Source organism: Streptomyces sp. NPDC056883, assembly GCF_042788835.1.
Lineage (GTDB): Bacteria > Actinomycetota > Actinomycetes > Streptomycetales > Streptomycetaceae > Streptomyces > Streptomyces stoeckheimensis.
In genome coordinates this window covers 59,118-75,512 of record NZ_JBHUBS010000016.1, presented here as the reverse complement: position 1 = coordinate 75,512, position 16,395 = coordinate 59,118, and the positions used below count along the sequence as shown (strand labels likewise).

General features: G+C 70.7%; 19 protein-coding genes. 5 read left to right on the top strand and 14 right to left on the bottom strand.

The window, feature by feature from the left end; genetic code table 11:
* Nucleotides 1-2 precede the first annotated feature (2 nt).
* From ACFRU2_RS31420 to ACFRU2_RS31410, 3 genes are all read left to right on the top strand, one after another.
* Nucleotides 3-572 carry an AAA family ATPase gene (locus ACFRU2_RS31420; RefSeq protein ID WP_382978536.1) on the top strand — a complete coding sequence of 190 codons (570 nt, stop codon included), beginning with the start codon at nt 3-5 and terminating at the stop codon, nt 570-572.
* Between the two features lie 252 nt (nt 573-824).
* Nucleotides 825-1,379 (top strand): matrixin family metalloprotease, encoded by a 555-nt coding sequence (locus ACFRU2_RS31415; protein WP_382978534.1) that lies wholly within the window; start codon nt 825-827, stop codon nt 1,377-1,379.
* Nucleotides 1,376-1,912: a hypothetical protein gene (locus ACFRU2_RS31410; protein WP_382978532.1), complete on the top strand. Its 537-nt coding sequence runs from the start codon at nt 1,376-1,378 to the stop codon at nt 1,910-1,912. Before ACFRU2_RS31415 ends, ACFRU2_RS31410 begins: the two co-directional genes overlap by 4 nt.
* A gap of 110 nt (nt 1,913-2,022) precedes the next feature.
* Here the strand turns inward: ACFRU2_RS31410 and ACFRU2_RS31405 are convergent, their stop codons facing one another.
* Nucleotides 2,023-2,358: a hypothetical protein gene (locus ACFRU2_RS31405; RefSeq protein ID WP_382978530.1), complete on the bottom strand. Its 336-nt coding sequence runs from the start codon at nt 2,356-2,358 to the stop codon at nt 2,023-2,025.
* A gap of 128 nt (nt 2,359-2,486) precedes the next feature.
* Here ACFRU2_RS31405 and ACFRU2_RS31400 point away from each other — a divergent pair, with 128 nt between their 5' ends.
* A complete protein-coding gene (locus tag ACFRU2_RS31400) occupies nt 2,487-2,657 on the top strand; it encodes a hypothetical protein (protein ID WP_382978528.1) in 171 nt (56 codons plus the stop codon).
* A gap of 244 nt (nt 2,658-2,901) precedes the next feature.
* Here the strand turns inward: ACFRU2_RS31400 and ACFRU2_RS31395 are convergent, their stop codons facing one another.
* Together ACFRU2_RS31395 and ACFRU2_RS31390 are read right to left on the bottom strand one after the other, a co-directional pair.
* Nucleotides 2,902-3,573, bottom strand: a complete 672-nt coding sequence (locus ACFRU2_RS31395) for a hypothetical protein (protein ID WP_382978526.1) — start codon at nt 3,571-3,573, stop codon at nt 2,902-2,904.
* A gap of 155 nt (nt 3,574-3,728) precedes the next feature.
* The gene (locus ACFRU2_RS31390; RefSeq protein ID WP_382978523.1) at nt 3,729-3,890 is read right to left on the bottom strand and encodes a hypothetical protein; all 162 of its coding nucleotides are present in this window, start codon (nt 3,888-3,890) and stop codon (nt 3,729-3,731) included.
* A gap of 169 nt (nt 3,891-4,059) precedes the next feature.
* Between ACFRU2_RS31390 and ACFRU2_RS31385 the strand changes: the two genes are divergently transcribed.
* Nucleotides 4,060-5,052 carry a hypothetical protein gene (locus ACFRU2_RS31385; protein ID WP_382978521.1) on the top strand — a complete coding sequence of 331 codons (993 nt, stop codon included), beginning with the start codon at nt 4,060-4,062 and terminating at the stop codon, nt 5,050-5,052.
* Nucleotides 5,053-5,195: 143 nt separating this feature from the next.
* Here the strand turns inward: ACFRU2_RS31385 and ACFRU2_RS31380 are convergent, their stop codons facing one another.
* The 11 genes from ACFRU2_RS31380 to ACFRU2_RS31330 are packed head-to-tail and all read right to left on the bottom strand — an operon-like array spanning nt 5,196 to nt 16,388.
* Nucleotides 5,196-6,422, bottom strand: a complete 1,227-nt coding sequence (locus ACFRU2_RS31380) for a nucleotidyl transferase AbiEii/AbiGii toxin family protein (RefSeq protein ID WP_382978519.1) — start codon at nt 6,420-6,422, stop codon at nt 5,196-5,198.
* Between the two features lie 7 nt (nt 6,423-6,429).
* Entirely contained in the window at nt 6,430-6,864 is a 435-nt protein-coding gene (locus ACFRU2_RS31375; RefSeq protein ID WP_382978517.1) for a hypothetical protein, read from the bottom strand.
* 36 nt (nt 6,865-6,900) lie between these two features.
* A complete protein-coding gene (locus tag ACFRU2_RS31370; protein WP_382978515.1) occupies nt 6,901-7,749 on the bottom strand; it encodes a hypothetical protein in 849 nt (282 codons plus the stop codon).
* Nucleotides 7,746-8,288, bottom strand: a complete 543-nt coding sequence (locus ACFRU2_RS31365) for a hypothetical protein (protein ID WP_382978513.1) — start codon at nt 8,286-8,288, stop codon at nt 7,746-7,748. The genes ACFRU2_RS31370 and ACFRU2_RS31365 overlap by 4 nt, the downstream gene beginning before the upstream one ends.
* Nucleotides 8,281-9,738 (bottom strand): type IV secretory system conjugative DNA transfer family protein, encoded by a 1,458-nt coding sequence (locus ACFRU2_RS31360; protein WP_382978511.1) that lies wholly within the window; start codon nt 9,736-9,738, stop codon nt 8,281-8,283. The genes ACFRU2_RS31365 and ACFRU2_RS31360 overlap by 8 nt, the downstream gene beginning before the upstream one ends.
* A complete protein-coding gene (locus ACFRU2_RS31355; protein ID WP_382978508.1) occupies nt 9,735-10,721 on the bottom strand; it encodes a hypothetical protein in 987 nt (328 codons plus the stop codon). The genes ACFRU2_RS31360 and ACFRU2_RS31355 overlap by 4 nt, the downstream gene beginning before the upstream one ends.
* The gene (locus ACFRU2_RS31350; protein WP_382978505.1) at nt 10,718-10,852 is read right to left on the bottom strand and encodes a hypothetical protein; all 135 of its coding nucleotides are present in this window, start codon (nt 10,850-10,852) and stop codon (nt 10,718-10,720) included. Before ACFRU2_RS31350 ends, ACFRU2_RS31355 begins: the two co-directional genes overlap by 4 nt.
* 23 nt (nt 10,853-10,875) lie before the next feature.
* Nucleotides 10,876-12,321, bottom strand: a complete 1,446-nt coding sequence (locus tag ACFRU2_RS31345; protein ID WP_327258075.1) for an ATP/GTP-binding protein — start codon at nt 12,319-12,321, stop codon at nt 10,876-10,878.
* A complete protein-coding gene (locus ACFRU2_RS31340) occupies nt 12,318-13,847 on the bottom strand; it encodes an SCO6880 family protein (protein WP_382978502.1) in 1,530 nt (509 codons plus the stop codon). The genes ACFRU2_RS31345 and ACFRU2_RS31340 overlap by 4 nt, the downstream gene beginning before the upstream one ends.
* Nucleotides 13,847-15,613 carry a hypothetical protein gene (locus ACFRU2_RS31335; protein ID WP_382978499.1) on the bottom strand — a complete coding sequence of 589 codons (1,767 nt, stop codon included), beginning with the start codon at nt 15,611-15,613 and terminating at the stop codon, nt 13,847-13,849. Before ACFRU2_RS31335 ends, ACFRU2_RS31340 begins: the two co-directional genes overlap by 1 nt.
* Entirely contained in the window at nt 15,591-16,388 is a 798-nt protein-coding gene (locus ACFRU2_RS31330) for a hypothetical protein (protein ID WP_382978497.1), read from the bottom strand. The genes ACFRU2_RS31335 and ACFRU2_RS31330 overlap by 23 nt, the downstream gene beginning before the upstream one ends.
* Nucleotides 16,389-16,395: the final 7 nt, after the last annotated feature.

Genomic DNA, 16,395 nt, shown 5'->3' with positions numbered 1-16,395 from the left:
AAGTGAGCACATCCGCACCCGTCGCCGTGCTGCTGATCGGCCTCACCGGCTCCGGTAAGACCGTGCTTGCCCGAGCCCTGAACGACCGCGGGATGCTCCGCCTGTCCGTCGACGAGGAAGTCCACCGCCTCCATGGCCGGTACGGCGTCGACTATCCCGAGCACGAGTACTTCGCGCGTGAACGCCCCGCCGTCGACGTCGTACGGCAACGGCTCGCCGACGAGTTGTCCGCCGGAAACGATGTCGTCCTCGACCATGGGCTGTGGCTGCGCGCCGACCGCGGCGCATGGAAGAAGACCGTCGAGGACGCAGGCGGCCAGTGGTTGCTGGTCTACCTCCCCGTCGAGAAGACGGAGTTGCTGCGGCGCCTGAACGAGCGCAACCAGCGCGCCGACGCGAACGCGCTGACCGTCACCCCCAGGGCCCTGGACGACTTCATCGCCCGCTTCGAGCCCCCCGGCCCCGAGGAGGATGCCCTCAGCATCGACGAACTGGAGGTGGCCCTGGCAGGGCGGTCGAAGGGTGCGCCGCCTTCCCCTCTTCGTGCCCGGCGGCCCAGTCCCACCTGCTGAACCTGGACACGGCCACGACTTCCTCCCCCAGCCTCGATTCCGCATCCGCGCTCCCCAATCCGACCGGCCGGCGCGGGGAGACCCCTCCCCCCCTGACTCATCACAGACAGCCCTTCCGGGCAGGCCAGCGCGTTCGGGGTTCTGATCGCTACCAGACGTATGACCGCCGTCAGATCAGCTTCTCGATATCGCGTTCACCCACACGAGAAGACGGTTCCGCGGTGATCACCAGCGCCGCTACGCTCCGTCCCCATGACCACACGCGCCATCTCCCTGGCCGCCTGTACCGTCGCCGCCTTCCTCCTCGCCATACCTCCCGCCCACGCCGTGGATCCCGCTCCCTGTATCAACGGCGAATCTGAATCAAGGTCGAAGAGTGCCGTGGACGAAGGCGAGATCCGGTGGACCGACGCCACGAAGTACGACGCCTCCCGCACGTGGGCGCTGTCGACGTGGCAGTACTCCGGCGCGAAGATCAAGCTCGCTCCCGACTCGGCCACGACGGTGAACGACCTCGAGTTCCAGGACTACACCGGGCCCTCCGGTGACCGGGACCCGGTCGCCTCGTACGTCCGCGACTCCGGGGTCGGACGGACCGACTTCATCCGCTTCAACCGGTCGAAGATGGACGGCCGCAACCGGGCCTATCAGGACTCGGCAGCCGCCCATGAGGTCGGCCACGCGCTCGGTCTGTGCCACAAGGACGGCAAGATCCTCTCGCTCATGTGGACCTCGATCAACGTGGGCATGCCGGTCACCGAGCCCCAGCCCGTGGACAAGGCGAACTACAAGAAACTCTGGGGATGATCATGGCCAAGCACATGTGGTGGGTGGCGGGCGCCGCCGCTCTCGCGATCGCCGGGAGCGCCGGCTCGTACATTGTGTTCTTCAGCGGCGAGGTCCACACCGAGTCCCTCTGCGGAACGCCGGCGAACACCCCGGAGCAGATCGCCACACACGTGGAGACCCTGGTGGTCGGCACGGTCGGAGAGCAGCGCATCACCCCCGACGCGAGCGGTGACAGCGCGGTGAGCCTGTCGACGCTCACCGTGGAGAAGGCCCTCAAGGGCACCGCGCCCGCCACCCTGGACCTCGCTCAGGGGGTGGTGAAGAAGCCCGACGGGACGTTCGGCACCACCGAAGTCCTGAACGAACCCCTGCGAGCGGGGAACCGCTACGCCGTCGGCGTTCTCGCCGAGGAACGCGAGGGCGGCGGACGATGGGTTTGGGGTGCCGAGCGCGCCGACGGACCGGCCGCTGACGCGAAGTGGCAGGCAGCTGTGGACGCTCGGGAACCACTGCCCGAAGCCACCTGCGGCAACGACGTGAGCGGACAGTAACTCCCTGGAAACCTCTCCTCCGCCGTGTGGTCCAGCCGGCCCTGCTGTCCGGCCGGACCACTGAGGGCGCCGCTCAGCGCCGGTGTCCTGTGGGGTGACATTCGCGAAAATCACTCGGCGTCGGGGTCGATGTCGCTCGGGTGGGTCCCGGTGAGTTCCCATTCCAGCATCCTCATCCGCTCGACGCCGCGCCGTGCGGCGGCCACCATCGCCGCGTCGAACTCGTGGTCGGGGCGGATGTCCGCGGCGTCGAGGTAGGCGTCGACCCGGCTGGCGTCGCCCGTCGTGACGAGATGGCGGCACGCGAGGCCGTGCTTGATGCGGGCGCTGCTGATGTCGGGGAAGTTCGCGATCAGCGCGAGCGCCGCTTCGTCGTCGTCCAGATTGGCCGGCGCGACGGTCAGGTACAGGGTGCCGAGGTCGTGCTCGTAGGGGTGGTGGGTCATGTCGGGTCCAACGGCTGTGCGGCGCCGGGGCAGGTCGGCCGTACGGGTGACCCGCGTCCCGCCGTGGCGCCGCAGCGCGACCTGACCGATCCGCTCAGGCGGCGGCCGGAACGCGGGCGTCCTACCGCGTGGACGAGGGCGAGCGGTGCGATGCCGAGCGCGACTGGGGCCCCATAACCACGGGGCTCCTCCTCTCGCTCCCCTTCGCCGTCCTCGGAACAGGCCTGTACGTGTCGGGCAGCTCGACGCTGCGCACCGCCGCGGACATCGCCCGCCTGAACGCCACCAAGGAGATCTGAAGCTCCGGGAGGGCGGCGGAGTTTTCAGAAGCGGTCCTGGGACACTCCAGCTCGTATGCCCGGCCAGCGGCTCGTGTCCTGTACTCATGGACATCCGGGCCTCTCCACAGGGCCCGCTGCGGGTACCGGCTCCCTGGTTCTCCCCCCGATCCGGGTGGAGCCGGTACCCGACTCGAGCAGCGGAGCAGAACCCGGCCAAGGGCCCGGCGACCTTGATGGCGGGGCTCTGGGCAGCGGGGTGCGGCTACTTCCCTGCTTTCGCCTTCTGGACGGCGGCCGGGAGGTCCTTGGCGACGAGGGATGGCTCCCCCGACAGCATCACCATGATGTTGCCGGCTCGTACGGCGGTCTGCCGGAGCACGGTGGTGGAGGATCCGGTCACCACGGTCATCGTCTGCGCGTACTGCTCGTCGCCGAGGCCCTTGGGCGCGGTCTCCTTCTTGATCTCGATCTTGACCGGTGTGGTGCCCGAGTTCAGGTTGAAGGACGGGCACGAGGCGTACGCGTCGAAGAGGGCCTTGGTGCTCTGGGCCAGCTTCGCCGGGGTGTCGCTGTACAGCTCCTCCCCCAGCTTGGAGACGTCACCTCCGACGGCGGTGCTGTAGGTGAAGGAGGCCTTGACCCTGGCCGAGAAGTCGAGCGCGCCGTCGCCGGAGGGGCCGTCCAGTTTCTCCAGTGCTGGGCAGCCGCTCATGCCGCCGCCGGTGCGGGCGGGTGACGTGGGGACCTCGGTGTAGTCCTGTCCGAGGTCTGCCCCGGTCAACAGCCGCAGCCGCAGGTCCGACTCGCTGACGGGCGGTGTGGTGGTGTCGGGCTTCACGCCCGCGGGGAACGGGTCCTGGCTGGAACTGCCGCAGCCGGCCGTGGCCAGGGCGAGGAACGCGGCCAGGGCGAGTCCGGAGATACGGTGGTTCATGGAGGCTCCCTGGGTGTGTAAGGGCCGACTATAGCCAGAGGCCCGGACACCATTCGCGGCCAGCCCCGGCCGTCGCCGCGGCTGTGACTGGTCGCGACGACTGACACCAAAGCTTCGGCTGAGTCACTGTGGGCCGGGCCTGCGTCGTGCTCGGCTCAGTTCCAGGTGATCGTGATCCCGCTGGCCGTCATCAGGGTCATGACGGTGGCGGTCATGAGCCAGTAGGGCACCCGCTCCACGGTGAGGTGCATGCCTCCCAGGTGGATTTCGAGGGCAGGCCGGGGGCGCTCGTTCCGGGTCGTGCTCTTGGTGGTCATCTCTCGTCTCCGATCGCTACGCAGGCCCGCCGCAGCGCGGTAGGCCCAGGTCAGGCCCAGGTGTTGGGCGCTGAAGCCAAGTTCTCGCGGATCGGGCAGGTGAGTGAGGATCGGTGGAAAAAGTGCATCCGCTCCCGGCTTACTGGCCGTGCCTTCTACTCTCGGCACCATGACGAAGAAGCTGCCGCCGGCAGCACTCGCACCGGTCCGCGCGATCCTGGACCGGGACGGCTATGGCCCGCTGGTCTACAGCGACGAGTTGTTGCGCCGGGACCGGGTGAACCGGTTCATCCCGCTGCCCGGCCGGGCGGGGGCGACGGTGGATGACGCGGTGCAGGCCGCGTTGGTGTGCGCCCGGGGTCGGAGAGGAACCGGGCACCTGTGCCCGGTGGTGGGGTGGTACCTCCTGGCCCGGAGTCCGGAGCCGGAGGCCCTCTCCAAGCTCCGTGAGGCGTTGGACACGGCGGTCGTGAGAGTCGCGGGGCGAGCCGCCCGCGGGGCGCTCCAGCTGCCTGCGGTCTCGAGCGACATGGGCGACGACATCGGCGAACGGACCGCGAAGACGGCCCGGGGGGTCCGCGATGCCCTGACCCGGCTGGTCGAGGCGGCCGTGCAAGGTGAGGACCGTCGGGAGTTTCAAGCGGTCGTCGACGAACTGTTCGTCGAGCAGGGGACGCCGCGGCGCTCCCCCGCGGCTGCGTTCCGAGAAGTCGCGAAGGTGATCTACGCAGCCGCGGGGGCACCGCTCTCGGACGACGATGTCGCCGCGATCATGGAAGCGGCCTCGCGGTCCGACGATCAGGCCGGGCTCCTGTACGGGCTCCTGGCGGCCGACGAGAGCCTGCGGGAGCACACCCGAGGGCCAGCCGTCGCCGTGACCGACTTCGCCTACCTGCGCACACTGCTGGCGGACGCCGATCCGGAGCGTCTCCGGGAGACGACCCTGCGGATCTTCTCCCCGCAGACCAAGGGGATGGGACACGCGGACTTGCAGGACCAAGGGGTCATCCCCCACGGGGGAGAGGCGTGCAAGCCGGCGTGCGACCACACGGCGTGGATGTTGTGCTTCCTGCTGGACCCGGCGAACCGCAGGATGTGGGAGCTCGTGCAGGGCGACCCGCACCAGCTGATGGAGCAGGCCGTCCTCTCGCACATGAAGTAGCCGGTAGGCCAACAGGCCGGGCTGGCGCCGTCCCGACATGCTCCCGCTTTCCGGCCTGTCAACCGTGCCAAGGTCCGCGGGTCCCTGTGTTGGGCCCCGGCGGGGTGCGCATCCGTCTTCTGGTTCGGTGTGCACCTTCGCCGTCACATGCGTGCAGCCTGCTGGTGAGACGCCGTTGCTGTGGCGCGGGCGACGACGGAGGCGCGTGTCGGATCGACCTGGGCCGCGACCTGGCCGGTGATCTCGCGCCGGATGACGGTTTCCGCCGCTCGTTCATCCGGGCTCAGTGCCGAGCGGCGGTCGACTTCGCCCTTGGCGGCTTCGGACTGCTCGCGCAGCTCGCTGGCCTGTCCGCGCAGTTCACCGGCACGTGATTCCTTGCGCTCGACGTCCTCACGTTCGCTGTTCGAGGCCCGCGCGACCATGGCGTCGTCGGCGCCCATCTCCCGCAGCTCTGCGGCCATGGAGCCTCCGCCGGTCTCCTCGTAGCTGGCGCGCATCGATGCCGCTTCGTGCTCGGACTCGGCCGCGACGGCGTCGGCGGTGTCGGCGAGCTGGCGGGTCTTGCCGGCCGTCACCATCAGCTCGTGGTCCGTCATCAGCGACTGCGGTGAGGCGTCCGCGATCCGGTCCGCGGCCGCCTCGGCCTGCTCGGGGAGGAGCGCCTGGACGCCCGCGGCTGGGCCGGTGGCCTCCACGGCGAGCGGGTTCGGTCTGGCGGGGGCGATCTCCGAGGCCCACGCGAGGATGTTCTGCCGGACCTCCGCTGCCCTGTCCGGGCCCAGGTCGTAGGCGGCGAACTTCTCGTCGGGGATCTCGGCGACCTTGCCGAGCTGGGAGCGGAAGACGACCTCGGGGGCCGGGTTGGGGTTGGCCGCGAGGTACTCGTCGACGACCTCCGCGCCGAGCACGGCGTTCATCTCGCTCAGGTCGACGTAGTCCTTGGCCTCGGTGCGCCAGCCCACCGCTTCGGCCTTCATCTGCACGCAGTCCTGCACCGACATGACGCGGATGCCGTCGAGGTCGGAGGGGAAGTAGTGCATCTCCATCGGGACCATCTGGATGGTCACCGGCTCGTCCCAGGGGCGTGCCAGGTCGCTGACGCTCAGGTTCGCGGCCTGGTCCAGGGCCCAGACCTTCTCCACCTCGACGTGGTAGCCGGCGTCGGTCAGCGCGGTGACGACTTCCGCGCGGGCATCGACGGCTGCCTCACCGATGTCGGGCATGTTGAACAGGTCGATGTCGTCGACCGGCCGGTCGGCCAGGCCGTGCGCGCGCAGCGCCATCGAGCCGGCCAGCGCGTAGTCGTACTTGTCCCCGACCGTCTCCAGGGCGATCCGGGCTATCCGCCACTTCTCCTCTTCGGTCACTGCCCGCTCACCGTTCCGTGAGCTGCGGGAAGCGGCTTTCCCACACCCGCATGACGGGTGCTTCGGCCAGGCCCACGGCCCAGACGGACGTCAGGAGGGCGGTGTTGAGGAGCGCGTACTGCTGTGCGGCGGTTCCCTCGGCGAGGACCACCCGGTACAGCTCGCTCACGGCGCGCGGGTCGGTGAGGTCTACCTCGGCGGGCACGGTGTCGCGTACGAGGTCGTCGGGAACGCGGACGGTTCCGGTGGCCGGGCCGGCCAGCCTGTCGAGGTCGTCGACGACGGCGAAGCCGTTGGCGCTCCTCCAGCGGCTGAGCGCGGGATCGGACAGGGCCTCGGCGATATCGGCGGCGAGCCGGCCTTCGGCGACCGCGCGGGCGCGGAGTTCCTGCTGGACGGCGCGGCCGCGCGCCGCGCGTTCACGGGGGACGGGGGTACTCATCATCGACTCCTGGTGATGGTGGTGGTGTGCGGGCCGCTACGAGGCCTGCTGGAGAACGTTGGCGTTGGTGCCGGCGAGCCACTTGAAGGCCTGCCGGTGGGCCATCGTGATGTCGCCCTCCTCGATGCTCTGCTCCTGCGCGACCCGCCACAGCAGGGAGCGCAGTTCCACCGCTCCCCCGGCGGCCGCTCGTCCGGTGTCGCGGGCCACGCCGACGAGGATGTGCGCGAGGGCCGCGATGTGCGTCTGGACTTCGCCGAGCTCGACCGTGGCGGTCTTCCTTCCGCGCAGGAGGCCCCCGGAGGGCTGTCCGATGGTGAGCGCGGCCAGGTTCCGGGAGACGGGGACGTTGCGTGCCGGGTAGGGGATGGACCAGTGCGCCGTCAGCCAGGGGGTGACCTGCTCCGGGACGCGGATGCTCCAGCGGTCCGGTCCGTCCTGCCGGGCGACGGCGTCGGACAGGGCGTGGCGCCGCGCCCCTTGCCACGCCGCGTCGTCCCCGCAGAAGGCCACGGCGGCGGGCCGGTCGGGCAGGATCGCGAACAGCGGGAACAGGCCGGCGAGGTCGAGGGTGCCCAGGAGTCCGGTCGAGCGGCGGGGCCAGCCCGGCTGCGCGGGCTCCTTGTCGGCGATGTGCCACCAGTCGGTGGGCCGGTCCAGGAGGTGGCGGGCGAACGGCCAGGCCATGATTTTGGTGAACTGGTTGCCGGCCGCGTCGCGGCCCATCAGGACCGCGATGCTCTCGGCGTACGGCGGGAGCTCCAGGCGCTGGGCCATCTCCTGGCGCAGCGCTTCGCCGCGCTCGCCGGTGAAGTCGGCGGCGGTGGCCCACCTCGGCCAGATACGGCCCTCAGGCTCGGCGGCGGACGGTGCGGGTACGGTCACTGCTCTGCTCCCTGTCGGATCATCTCGTGAAGGCCCGGGTGCTTCAGGGCCTGGTCGGTCATGTCGTCCGAGACCTTGGAGTGGATCTCGAAGGCCCGGTCGTCGTCCCGGAACTCCCGCACGCGCGGGTCGGTGTGCTTCTGCGCGGTGCACTCCTTGAGGGCGATGCGGGGCACCGTCCGGTAGAGGGCGTCGATCCACTCGACCTCGGCGGTGTCGCGTTTGCTGCCCGGGCTGTAGGTCCGCACCCAGGACACGAACAGTGCCGTCAGCAGTTCGCGGACGTCCTTGTGCTGGTACCAGCAGGGCGTGAGGTGGGTGAGCGTCCACGGGTAGGTGCGCACCAGCCACTGCACCCAGATGCGGAGTTCTGCCAGGCGCTCGCGGCGGACGGCCGGCTCCATCGCGGCCCAGACCCACCCCGACAGGTCCACCTCCTCCTCTTCTTCTTCATTGTCGAGGTCGTCGAGGATTTCGCCGGTGTCCTCGTCGACGAGGCCGTCCATGGGCGGGATGTCGTAGCCCTCTTCGTCAGGCACGTGCCAGCTCCTTGCGTGCGGGGGCTTCCTTGATCAGCCGCTGGAGGTCCTTGTCCTCGAAGATCATCCGCAGGCTGACCAGGACGGGCGCCTTGTTGCCGTACTGGACGATGGCTGTGCCGTCCTTGAGCTGCTGCAGGGCATGGACCGGGGCGAGGTCGCGTTCGCGGTTGTGGGACTCGGGGGAGATCGAGACCTCGGCTCGGCCCAGCGTCAGGTTGAAGAAGTTCAGCGTCTCGGGATCGGCGACGCCCGGTAGCAGCATGCGCAGCGGGGAGGCGGAGATGACGGTATTGGCCTTGTCGTCGCCCAGGGAGGTCCGCAGCTGGCTGAGGTCGTGCCAGATCGTGAACAGCACGATGCCCTGGCCGCGGCCCGTCGTCAGGACGGTCGCCAGGTCCGGGTAGCGCAGCACGTTGCCAGCCTCGTCGATCAGCAGGCCGAGGGCGGGCGCGAGCGGCTTGCCGGTGCGGGCGTACTGGGATTCGGCGGCGTGGATCACCGAGGCGATCAGCGCGGTGATCAGCGGCGCGTAACGCCGGCTGTCGGAGGCGGAAGCGACGATCGCGATGGTGCCGCCCTTGGCGATGACCTCTTCGACGTCGAAGTCGCTGGCCGCGCTGCTCTCACGTACGGCCTTGTCCTGGTAGACGCGGGCGATCACGTTGAGGGTGAGCTGGATCGAGCCCACGCCGTCGCCGTGCAGGCGCCGCCACGGGGAAGCGTAGTCCTCCGCGGCCTCGGCGAACCCGGCGTCGATGAGGACGCCTTCGACGGTGTCGACGGCGTCCTTGCCCAGCGAGAGCCAGCGCCGGAACGCGGTGATGCCCTCACCGGAGACGCGGGCGGCCAGGAGCACGCCCTTGACGATGGGCTGTGCCTGCTCCAGCCAGGTCTGCGCCTTGGGGTCGGCGCTGTTGGAGGAGGCCTCGGTCAGCCATTTCGCCATCTCGTCGGCGTCCTGCTCGGTCTTGCAGTACTCCACCGGAGACCAGCGGGACGTGACCCGCCCGGGTATCCCCTTGGGGGCCACCACGTGCACCGGGCGGCCCTCGGCGGCGCGCCGGGCGTAGATCATGTCGAGGTCGGAGGCCTTGACGGTGGTGATGACGAGGGGGCCTGCCCACTCCAGGGCGTTGGGCAGGAGCAGGCCCATGGACTTGCCGGAGCCGGGGATGCCGAAGGCGAGACCGGACAGGCAGGGTTCTCCCGCGACGAGCTTCTTCGTGACCAGACCGCGGCCCGCGACCAGCCGGTCGGCGCGGGTCTCCAGGGACTTCTCGGCGCGCAGGTGCTTCTCCACCTTGCGGCCGCCCCAGGTCGCGCCGTCGCTCTGGCGCTCCCACGGCTTGAGGACTACCGCGGCGACCGGGGCGGCGACGGCCAGCAGGGCCCAGGGCCCGTACTGCATCAGACCGCCGCCTTCGACGAGCGAGGGAAAGTCGGTCATGTGGTCCTCCTGGACGGGTGCGGGGTGGTGCGGGCGTTCTTCGCCGCGGCCAGCGCGGCGCGCGTACGGGCTATGCCCGCCGCGTTGGTTTCGGGGTCGATGCGGGACGTGAGGTCCAGCGAGGCGAACGCGGGCGGCGTAGGCGTCGGGAAATCCGCGACGTCCACCACGGGCGGCGTGTTCTCGGTGGCCTTGGCGCGGTGGAAGTCCTCGCTGCGCTCGGCGCAGCGCGGGCAGGGCATGCCGGTGTCGAGGTTCACGCCGTCCTCGCACCGGGGGTCCGGGCAAGGGCCGGGCCGCAGCAGCGCGATGGCCACGCCGACCGGCCGGGACATGGCTCCCAGCGCGGCCTTCGTCGCGTAGCCGTGGGCCCACCAGCGGCGCACGACCCGCGCGGACAGGTCTTCTGCCTGCCGTCCGGCCGCGAGCGCCGCCCGGACGGCGCCGGTCACAGCGGCTGGGAGCGGCGAGGGCAGCAGCACGGTGAGCTGGCCGGGCAGGGCGTCCAGGACCTCGAGGACGGCGGCCACCGTGACGAGCTCGACATCCTGCTCCAGCGGCCCGCCCGACACGGCGGCCGCCGCGACGGGTTCGGCGGGCGGGGCCGGCTGGGGTGTTCCGGGGGCGCGGTCCGGCTCCAGCGTCAGGGTGACGGCTCCGGCGTGCCGTCCCCGCACCGCCTCGAACTCCACGGCAGTGACCGGGGTGGGGAAGACGTACAGGTCGGTCGCCCATCGCCCGCCGGGGGACTCGTACTTCACGCGCAGCAGGAGCCCGTCGGCGGTCAGGGACCGGGCAGCGGAGTGCAGCCGCCGTACGGGGACGCCGTGCTGCTCGGCGAGGGCCGCCAGCGTGAGCGTCTGGCCGTCCGCGCAGTCCAGCAGGGCGCCCAGGAGCGTGAGCGCCGCACCGTCCAGACCGGCTGCGCGCAGCGTCTCCTTCTGGACGGCGCCCGCGCCGGGCCGGCCGTGGAAGATCCTCACGAGGCGCCTCCGGGCCGGAACGCCGACGCCGCACAGGACTGCAACCAGAGCGCGCGGGCGGCCAGCTGCCCCTGGAGCAGCCGGGCACCGGGCGCGTGGCCGTGGGTTCCGGCGGAGGCGGGAGTCGTCATGAGCAGTCCTCAGCAGGTCGTGGTCAGGCCGCGGTGAGCGCCGACTCGTCCGAGGTCTCGTCCACCGCGGCTTCGGACATGGCGTTGGACGAGAAGCACAGCTGCTCCTCGGTGGTGGTCAGCAGGTGCTGGACACCCGGGTAGACGGTTTCGCCGACCTTCCACAGGGCCACCCCGCGGCGCAGCCGCGGAATGTGGTCGGCTGTCCAGGCCGGCAGGTTCAGGCGGTTGACGACCGCGCGTGCCTCGTCGGCCTTCATCGAGTAGACGACCAGGGTGTCGGCCATCTTCAGCGCGGCCGCGGTCTCCGTGCTGTCGTCGACATCGCTCAAGTGGTGCACGATGAAAATGCAGGACAGGCCGTAGCCGCGGGCGAACTTGAGGAACTTCTCCAACAACTTCGCCAGCTGTGGAGTGCCCAGGATGTGCCAGGCCTCCTCGAAGACCAGGATCCTTTTGATCTGGTTGTAGCCGCGGCATCCGGTGTCCGGGTTCCCGCCGCGCTTCCACGCGCCGGAGGCCGTGTCGGTGACGATCCGGGCGTGCGTGTCCGGCGGTGTGCCGCACTCGCACTCGCCGCGCAGCCACACCTCCTCCAGGAACACGGAGATGACGGCCATGAGGATCGTCATCGCGGCGCCGCCGGAGGGGACCCGCGCCAGGTCGAAGACGATCATGAGGGCGTCGAGGTCGACGCTCAGCGAGGTCGGCCCGTCCAGCATGCCGACCAGGTCGCCGCCGCCGGCCGCATCGTCGGCGGTGCCGCCGCACAGCCGGTCCAGGACGTAGGAGGCTTCCAGGCCGTCGGCCAGGAGCTCGTCCAGGCCGCGCTTCTTCGCGGCGGCGTCCTGCTCGGTGGGGTGGCGCAGCGCGAACGCGACGTCGGGCAGGACCGCGACGCGGCCCTCCGCCGCCGCCCGCTCGTTGGCCCGGCGCACCGCGATGCGCAGGGCGGAGCCGGCGAACTCGTCCAGGCTCCGGTCCAGACCGAGCTCGACGACGGTGCGCACGAGTTCGACCTGGCGGCGGCCGCTGATCTCGGGGTCCAGCGGGTTGATGCACGCAGAGCCGGGCCCGCCGCCGGGAACGAACTTGATGGGCTCGGACCCGGTGAGCGCGCGGCACACCGCCGCCCACTCGCCCTCGCCGGACTCCTTCTGCTCCTTGGTGTCCAAGATCGCCAAGCGGCGGCCCATCCGGGCCTGCCTCAGCGCGTACGTCTTGGTCAGCGCCGACTTGCCCCGGCCGGTGTCACCCATGACGAGGCAGTTTCCGCCTGGCAGGCCGTCGCCGAAGATGGAGAACGGGCAGTAGATGAAGGCCTTGCCGGAGAACAGTTCCCTTCCCACGACCGTGCCGGCGGTGCCCAGGGTGGGTGGGGCGATCGGCAGGTAGAGGGCCTGGGAGGCGCGCGTCGTCGTGTACAGCGGACGCATCGTCGTTTCCCGCGCGGGTGCGAAAACGTTCACTTCCTGATCCCTCCGGCGAGCGGCAGCGTGTTGGCGAAGGCACGGTGGTGCTCAAGGTCAAGCCACTCGATACCCAGGTGAGAGGAGCGCGCCTTCGCGCCGGTGTCCCGCTTGACCTTGGACAGTTCCTTCTCGGTGCGCGCGGAGACGGTGATGTAACCGACGATCGCCGCGCCGGCCGCGCCGGACGCGGCCAGCTCCATGCCGCGCTTGGCGGTGGCCTGGGTGGCGATCAGGTCGCGGGGGTCGATGTTGCGGCCGAGGCGCATGTCGCGCTGGATCTCGGCCTGGTTGTTGGTGTCCTCGCTGAGCATCCGCTTGACGGCGGCGTCGTTGGGCTCCAGGTGGGAGGTGATGGCGACGGTGCGGATGATGTCGGGCAGCCCGATGAGCAGCGGGGCCATGAAGTCGGGGCCGACCGGGGTGTTGGGCCAGCTCACCACCGCGGCGGTGGCGTGGTACCAGCCCTCCGTCGAGTCCGCGGCCCGCGCCCGGAAGGACCGCTTGTCGAGGACCTCCACCTGGCGGGGGAAGGCGTGCTGCATCGGCAGCGTCTCGTCCCAGATCAGGTGGTCCGGGTCGTAGCTGTTGCGGATGAGCGCGGTGAGGGCGCCCAGGTCCATCGGGGCCACCACCCGCAGTTCGGCGTCCTCGCAGCGCGCCCACAGCTCCTCGGCGGCCGCCGCCATCACCGCAGCGATGCCCTCGTCGCCCGACCCGCGGTCGTGGGACTCGGCGGCGAAGTCCTTGTTCCAGGAGGCGTAGGCGACGACGTAGTACCGGTGCTCCTCCGCGCTGGTGCTCACCGCGTCCGACAGTGCGTCGTAGGACGCGGCCAACCAGTCGGGAACCTTGGCGGTCGCGGGCGACTGGGCGCGGGTCGCGATGTGCTGCTGGTGGGCCTCGGGGTCGGACTTGAGCTGGCGGGCCAGCACCGAGATCCGGTCGATGGGGTTGTCGGTGGAGTTCCCGAAGGAGTCCAGGAGGGAGCCCCACCGCTCCAGGGCGAGTTCCTGATCGGAGCGGTCCTTGCCCGCGTGACCGCGCGAGGCGATCTCCAGGGCGATCGTCACGCAGCCGAGGTCCGGCTGGAGGACGACCGCGATGTCCTGGCCGCGGACCGAAGCGGTGACCGGGCGGATACCCGTGATCCCCGGGGCCGGTTCAAGGGCCTCCGGCGGGATCCCGCCGTCACGCAGCACACCGGCCTCCACGGCCGGCGAGGTCCACACCCCGCCGGTGATCGCCAGGGTCCGCTTGTGGTCCCGCTGGATCCGCCACCACTTGTAGAGGGTGCGGCGCGAGGACGCCCCCTTGGGCTTGTACGGGATGAATACCGCCCCGGCCGCGATGCCCACGGGCACCGCGACCGCGACGAACGCGAGGAGCGGGATGGCGGAGAACAGCCAGGCGCCGAACACGGCGACCGCTCCCGCGCTGACGAGCAGGACCTGCTCGCCGAGGTCCCGCTTGCCGACCAGACCGGTCGGCCTCGGCTTGCCGAAGACATAGCTGCGATCGGACATCAGCTACCACTTCCTCCTGGAATGGGCCGGACCGGTGCGGCCGGAGTGGACGGGGCGGACGGAGCACGCGGAGTGCTCGGGGTGGACGGGGTGGGAACGGTCGCAGGGCCCGCCCCCGAGGACGTTCCGGCCGGGCCGCCCGAGGCCGGAGCCCCCGCCGGAGCGGGAGAAGGCGCGGGAGGGGAGGCCGGAGAGCCCGCGGGCTGTGCGGGCAGCGGGATGGTGGAAGGGCCCGCGGGTGAGTTCGGACTCGCGGAGGGACTCGAGGCCGCAGAGGACTCTCCCCCGCCGCCGGCCGCGTGGTCGGCGGGAATCGTGGAGGAGCCGACAGGGTTCGCGGTGCCCGCTCCCGCAGCCGCCGGCACGGAGGACGAGTCGCCGCTTTCCGAACCCGAGGCGCCTTCGCCCCCGGCAGGGACGACCGAACCGCCGGTGGGGCTGGAGGACGGTGCGCCGCTCGGCGCACCCTCGCCGCCGGAACCGCCGCCGGGGCCGCCGGTGGAGGAGCCGCCGGACTGCGGTCCGCCCTCGCCGCCGCCCTGGTCCGCGATGGTGTCCGCGCCCTGGGCCTTGTTCTTGGCCATGTCGACACCGGCCTTGACGGCGGTCAGGGCCGCGCCGACCGGTCCGGCGGCGGCGGTTCCCTTGCCGACGACCGAGCTCGTCATCCGTGCGCTCATCGCCGAGTTCGCGGCCTGCGCCGGACCGGGTACCGCCGCGGCCGGACCAGCCTGCCCGGCGGCCTTGCGGGTGTTCATCAGGGAACCCATCTCGTCCCCGAATCCGGGCAGCCACTTGTAGATGGAGGCGCTGGAGAACACCGACAGGAACAGGAGCAGGGCGCCCACGAGGATCGTGTTGACCGCGTCGGCGTTGCCGCTCTTGTCCGAGTTCATGATGGCCGCGGCCAGCCCGAACAGGGCGAACAGCACCGGCTTGGCCAGCAGGAGGGCCAGGAGCATGCCCACCCACTTCTTCGTCTTGCCCCACAAGTCACGGTCGACCAACCCGGCGTTGACCAGAGGCCCGAGTGCCGCGCCGATATAGAGGGCGCCGGCGCGGATCAGCAGCTCGATCCAGACCAGCAGCGCGGCCACGATGATCAACAGGAACACGATGATCAGGACGACAGGCGCCTGTGTGGCGTCGGTCTTCAGGATGACCTTCGTCAGCTTCTCGATGAAGGCCTTGCCCTCCTGGATGGCGTTGCCCGCGAACACCTTCGTGATCTCGTCGACGAGCTGGTTGAGGAAGACCAGGGCGGCCGGGGTGAAGGCGTTCACCATGACCTGGAGCAGGAGCAGTCCCACGGCTTCGGAGACCGCGGTGACGGGCGAGATCCCGGAGACGACACGCTTGGCCACCGCGACGAGCCACAGGATGAGCGTCAGGAGCGTGGAGACGCCGAAGATCAGGGCGTAGGTCTTGAGGAAGCCCGGGTTGGTGAAGTCCACCTTGGTGGTGGCGTCCATCAATCCGATGATCTTCCCCAGGAACCAGGCCGCGCCCTCGCCCATCTTCTTCGCGATGAACCCGAACGGGTCGGACGCGAAGTCGGCGATCGCGCCGACCGCATCGTTGATGTCGCAGGCTTCCGAGATGCCGGGGATGTCGCAGGCGCTGGGCAGGGCCTGGGCGGCCGGCGCGGTGGACAGCAGCCACAGGGGCACCAGCAGCCCGGCGGTGATCGTGGCGGGCAGCGACCGCAGCGCCCTCAGGCGCGGTGCGCGGCGCCGGGGGGCTTCAGCGGGAGTACGGCGCGACATTCGCGTCCCCTCCCAGCTGCCGGAAGGAGTCGGGGGCGGACGGCTGGCCGGCCGTCGCCTGCGGGACGAGCCCCGCGGAGCGGGTGATGCCGACCGCCCGCCAGTCGCCGTCCACCCACCGCAGGGTGTAGTTCCACTGGTTGAACTCGCTGGTCGGCGTCAGCTTCGAGGTGCTGTCGGCAACGCCGGTGACGGCGGCCGTCCACAGCTCGACGGTGACGATGTCCGTGCTGAAACTCGTGACCTGCGCCGACAGGGTGGCCTGCCGGTTGATCAGCGGGGCCCCACCCTGGGTCAGGCCGCTCTTGAGCACGCCGAGCTTGGCCATGGCCGCCTCGGACTGCTCGTCCAGGGTCTTGAGGCGCTGCGCCACGGATTCCGGGGCCATGATCACGTTGGTGATCTTGTGGCGGATGTCCTTGTCGGCGAGGAACAGGGCGGTGGACTGCACCGCCTGGAAGTTCGCGGCGGCTGCCTTCGCACCCTTCTTGGTCCGCTCGTACCCGACCGGCACACCGTCCTTCGTGCGCACGGACCCCGTGGTGCCCGCGCCCTCGGTGTTGCCGCCGTCGGCTTCCTTGCTCTTGCCGGGGGTAGCGACCGGGGAGCCGGCCTTCGGGGTGCCGGAGGTGAAGAGGTTGGCGATGAGCAGCCCGGCCAGGGTGCAGACCACGACAGCGATGACGATGAGGGTCAGCGGCTTGGGGCCGGACCGGCGGGGCGCGCGGTCGGCCGACCACGGTCGGCCTTCGGAGTTGTTGTCGTTGTTCGTCATGGAGATC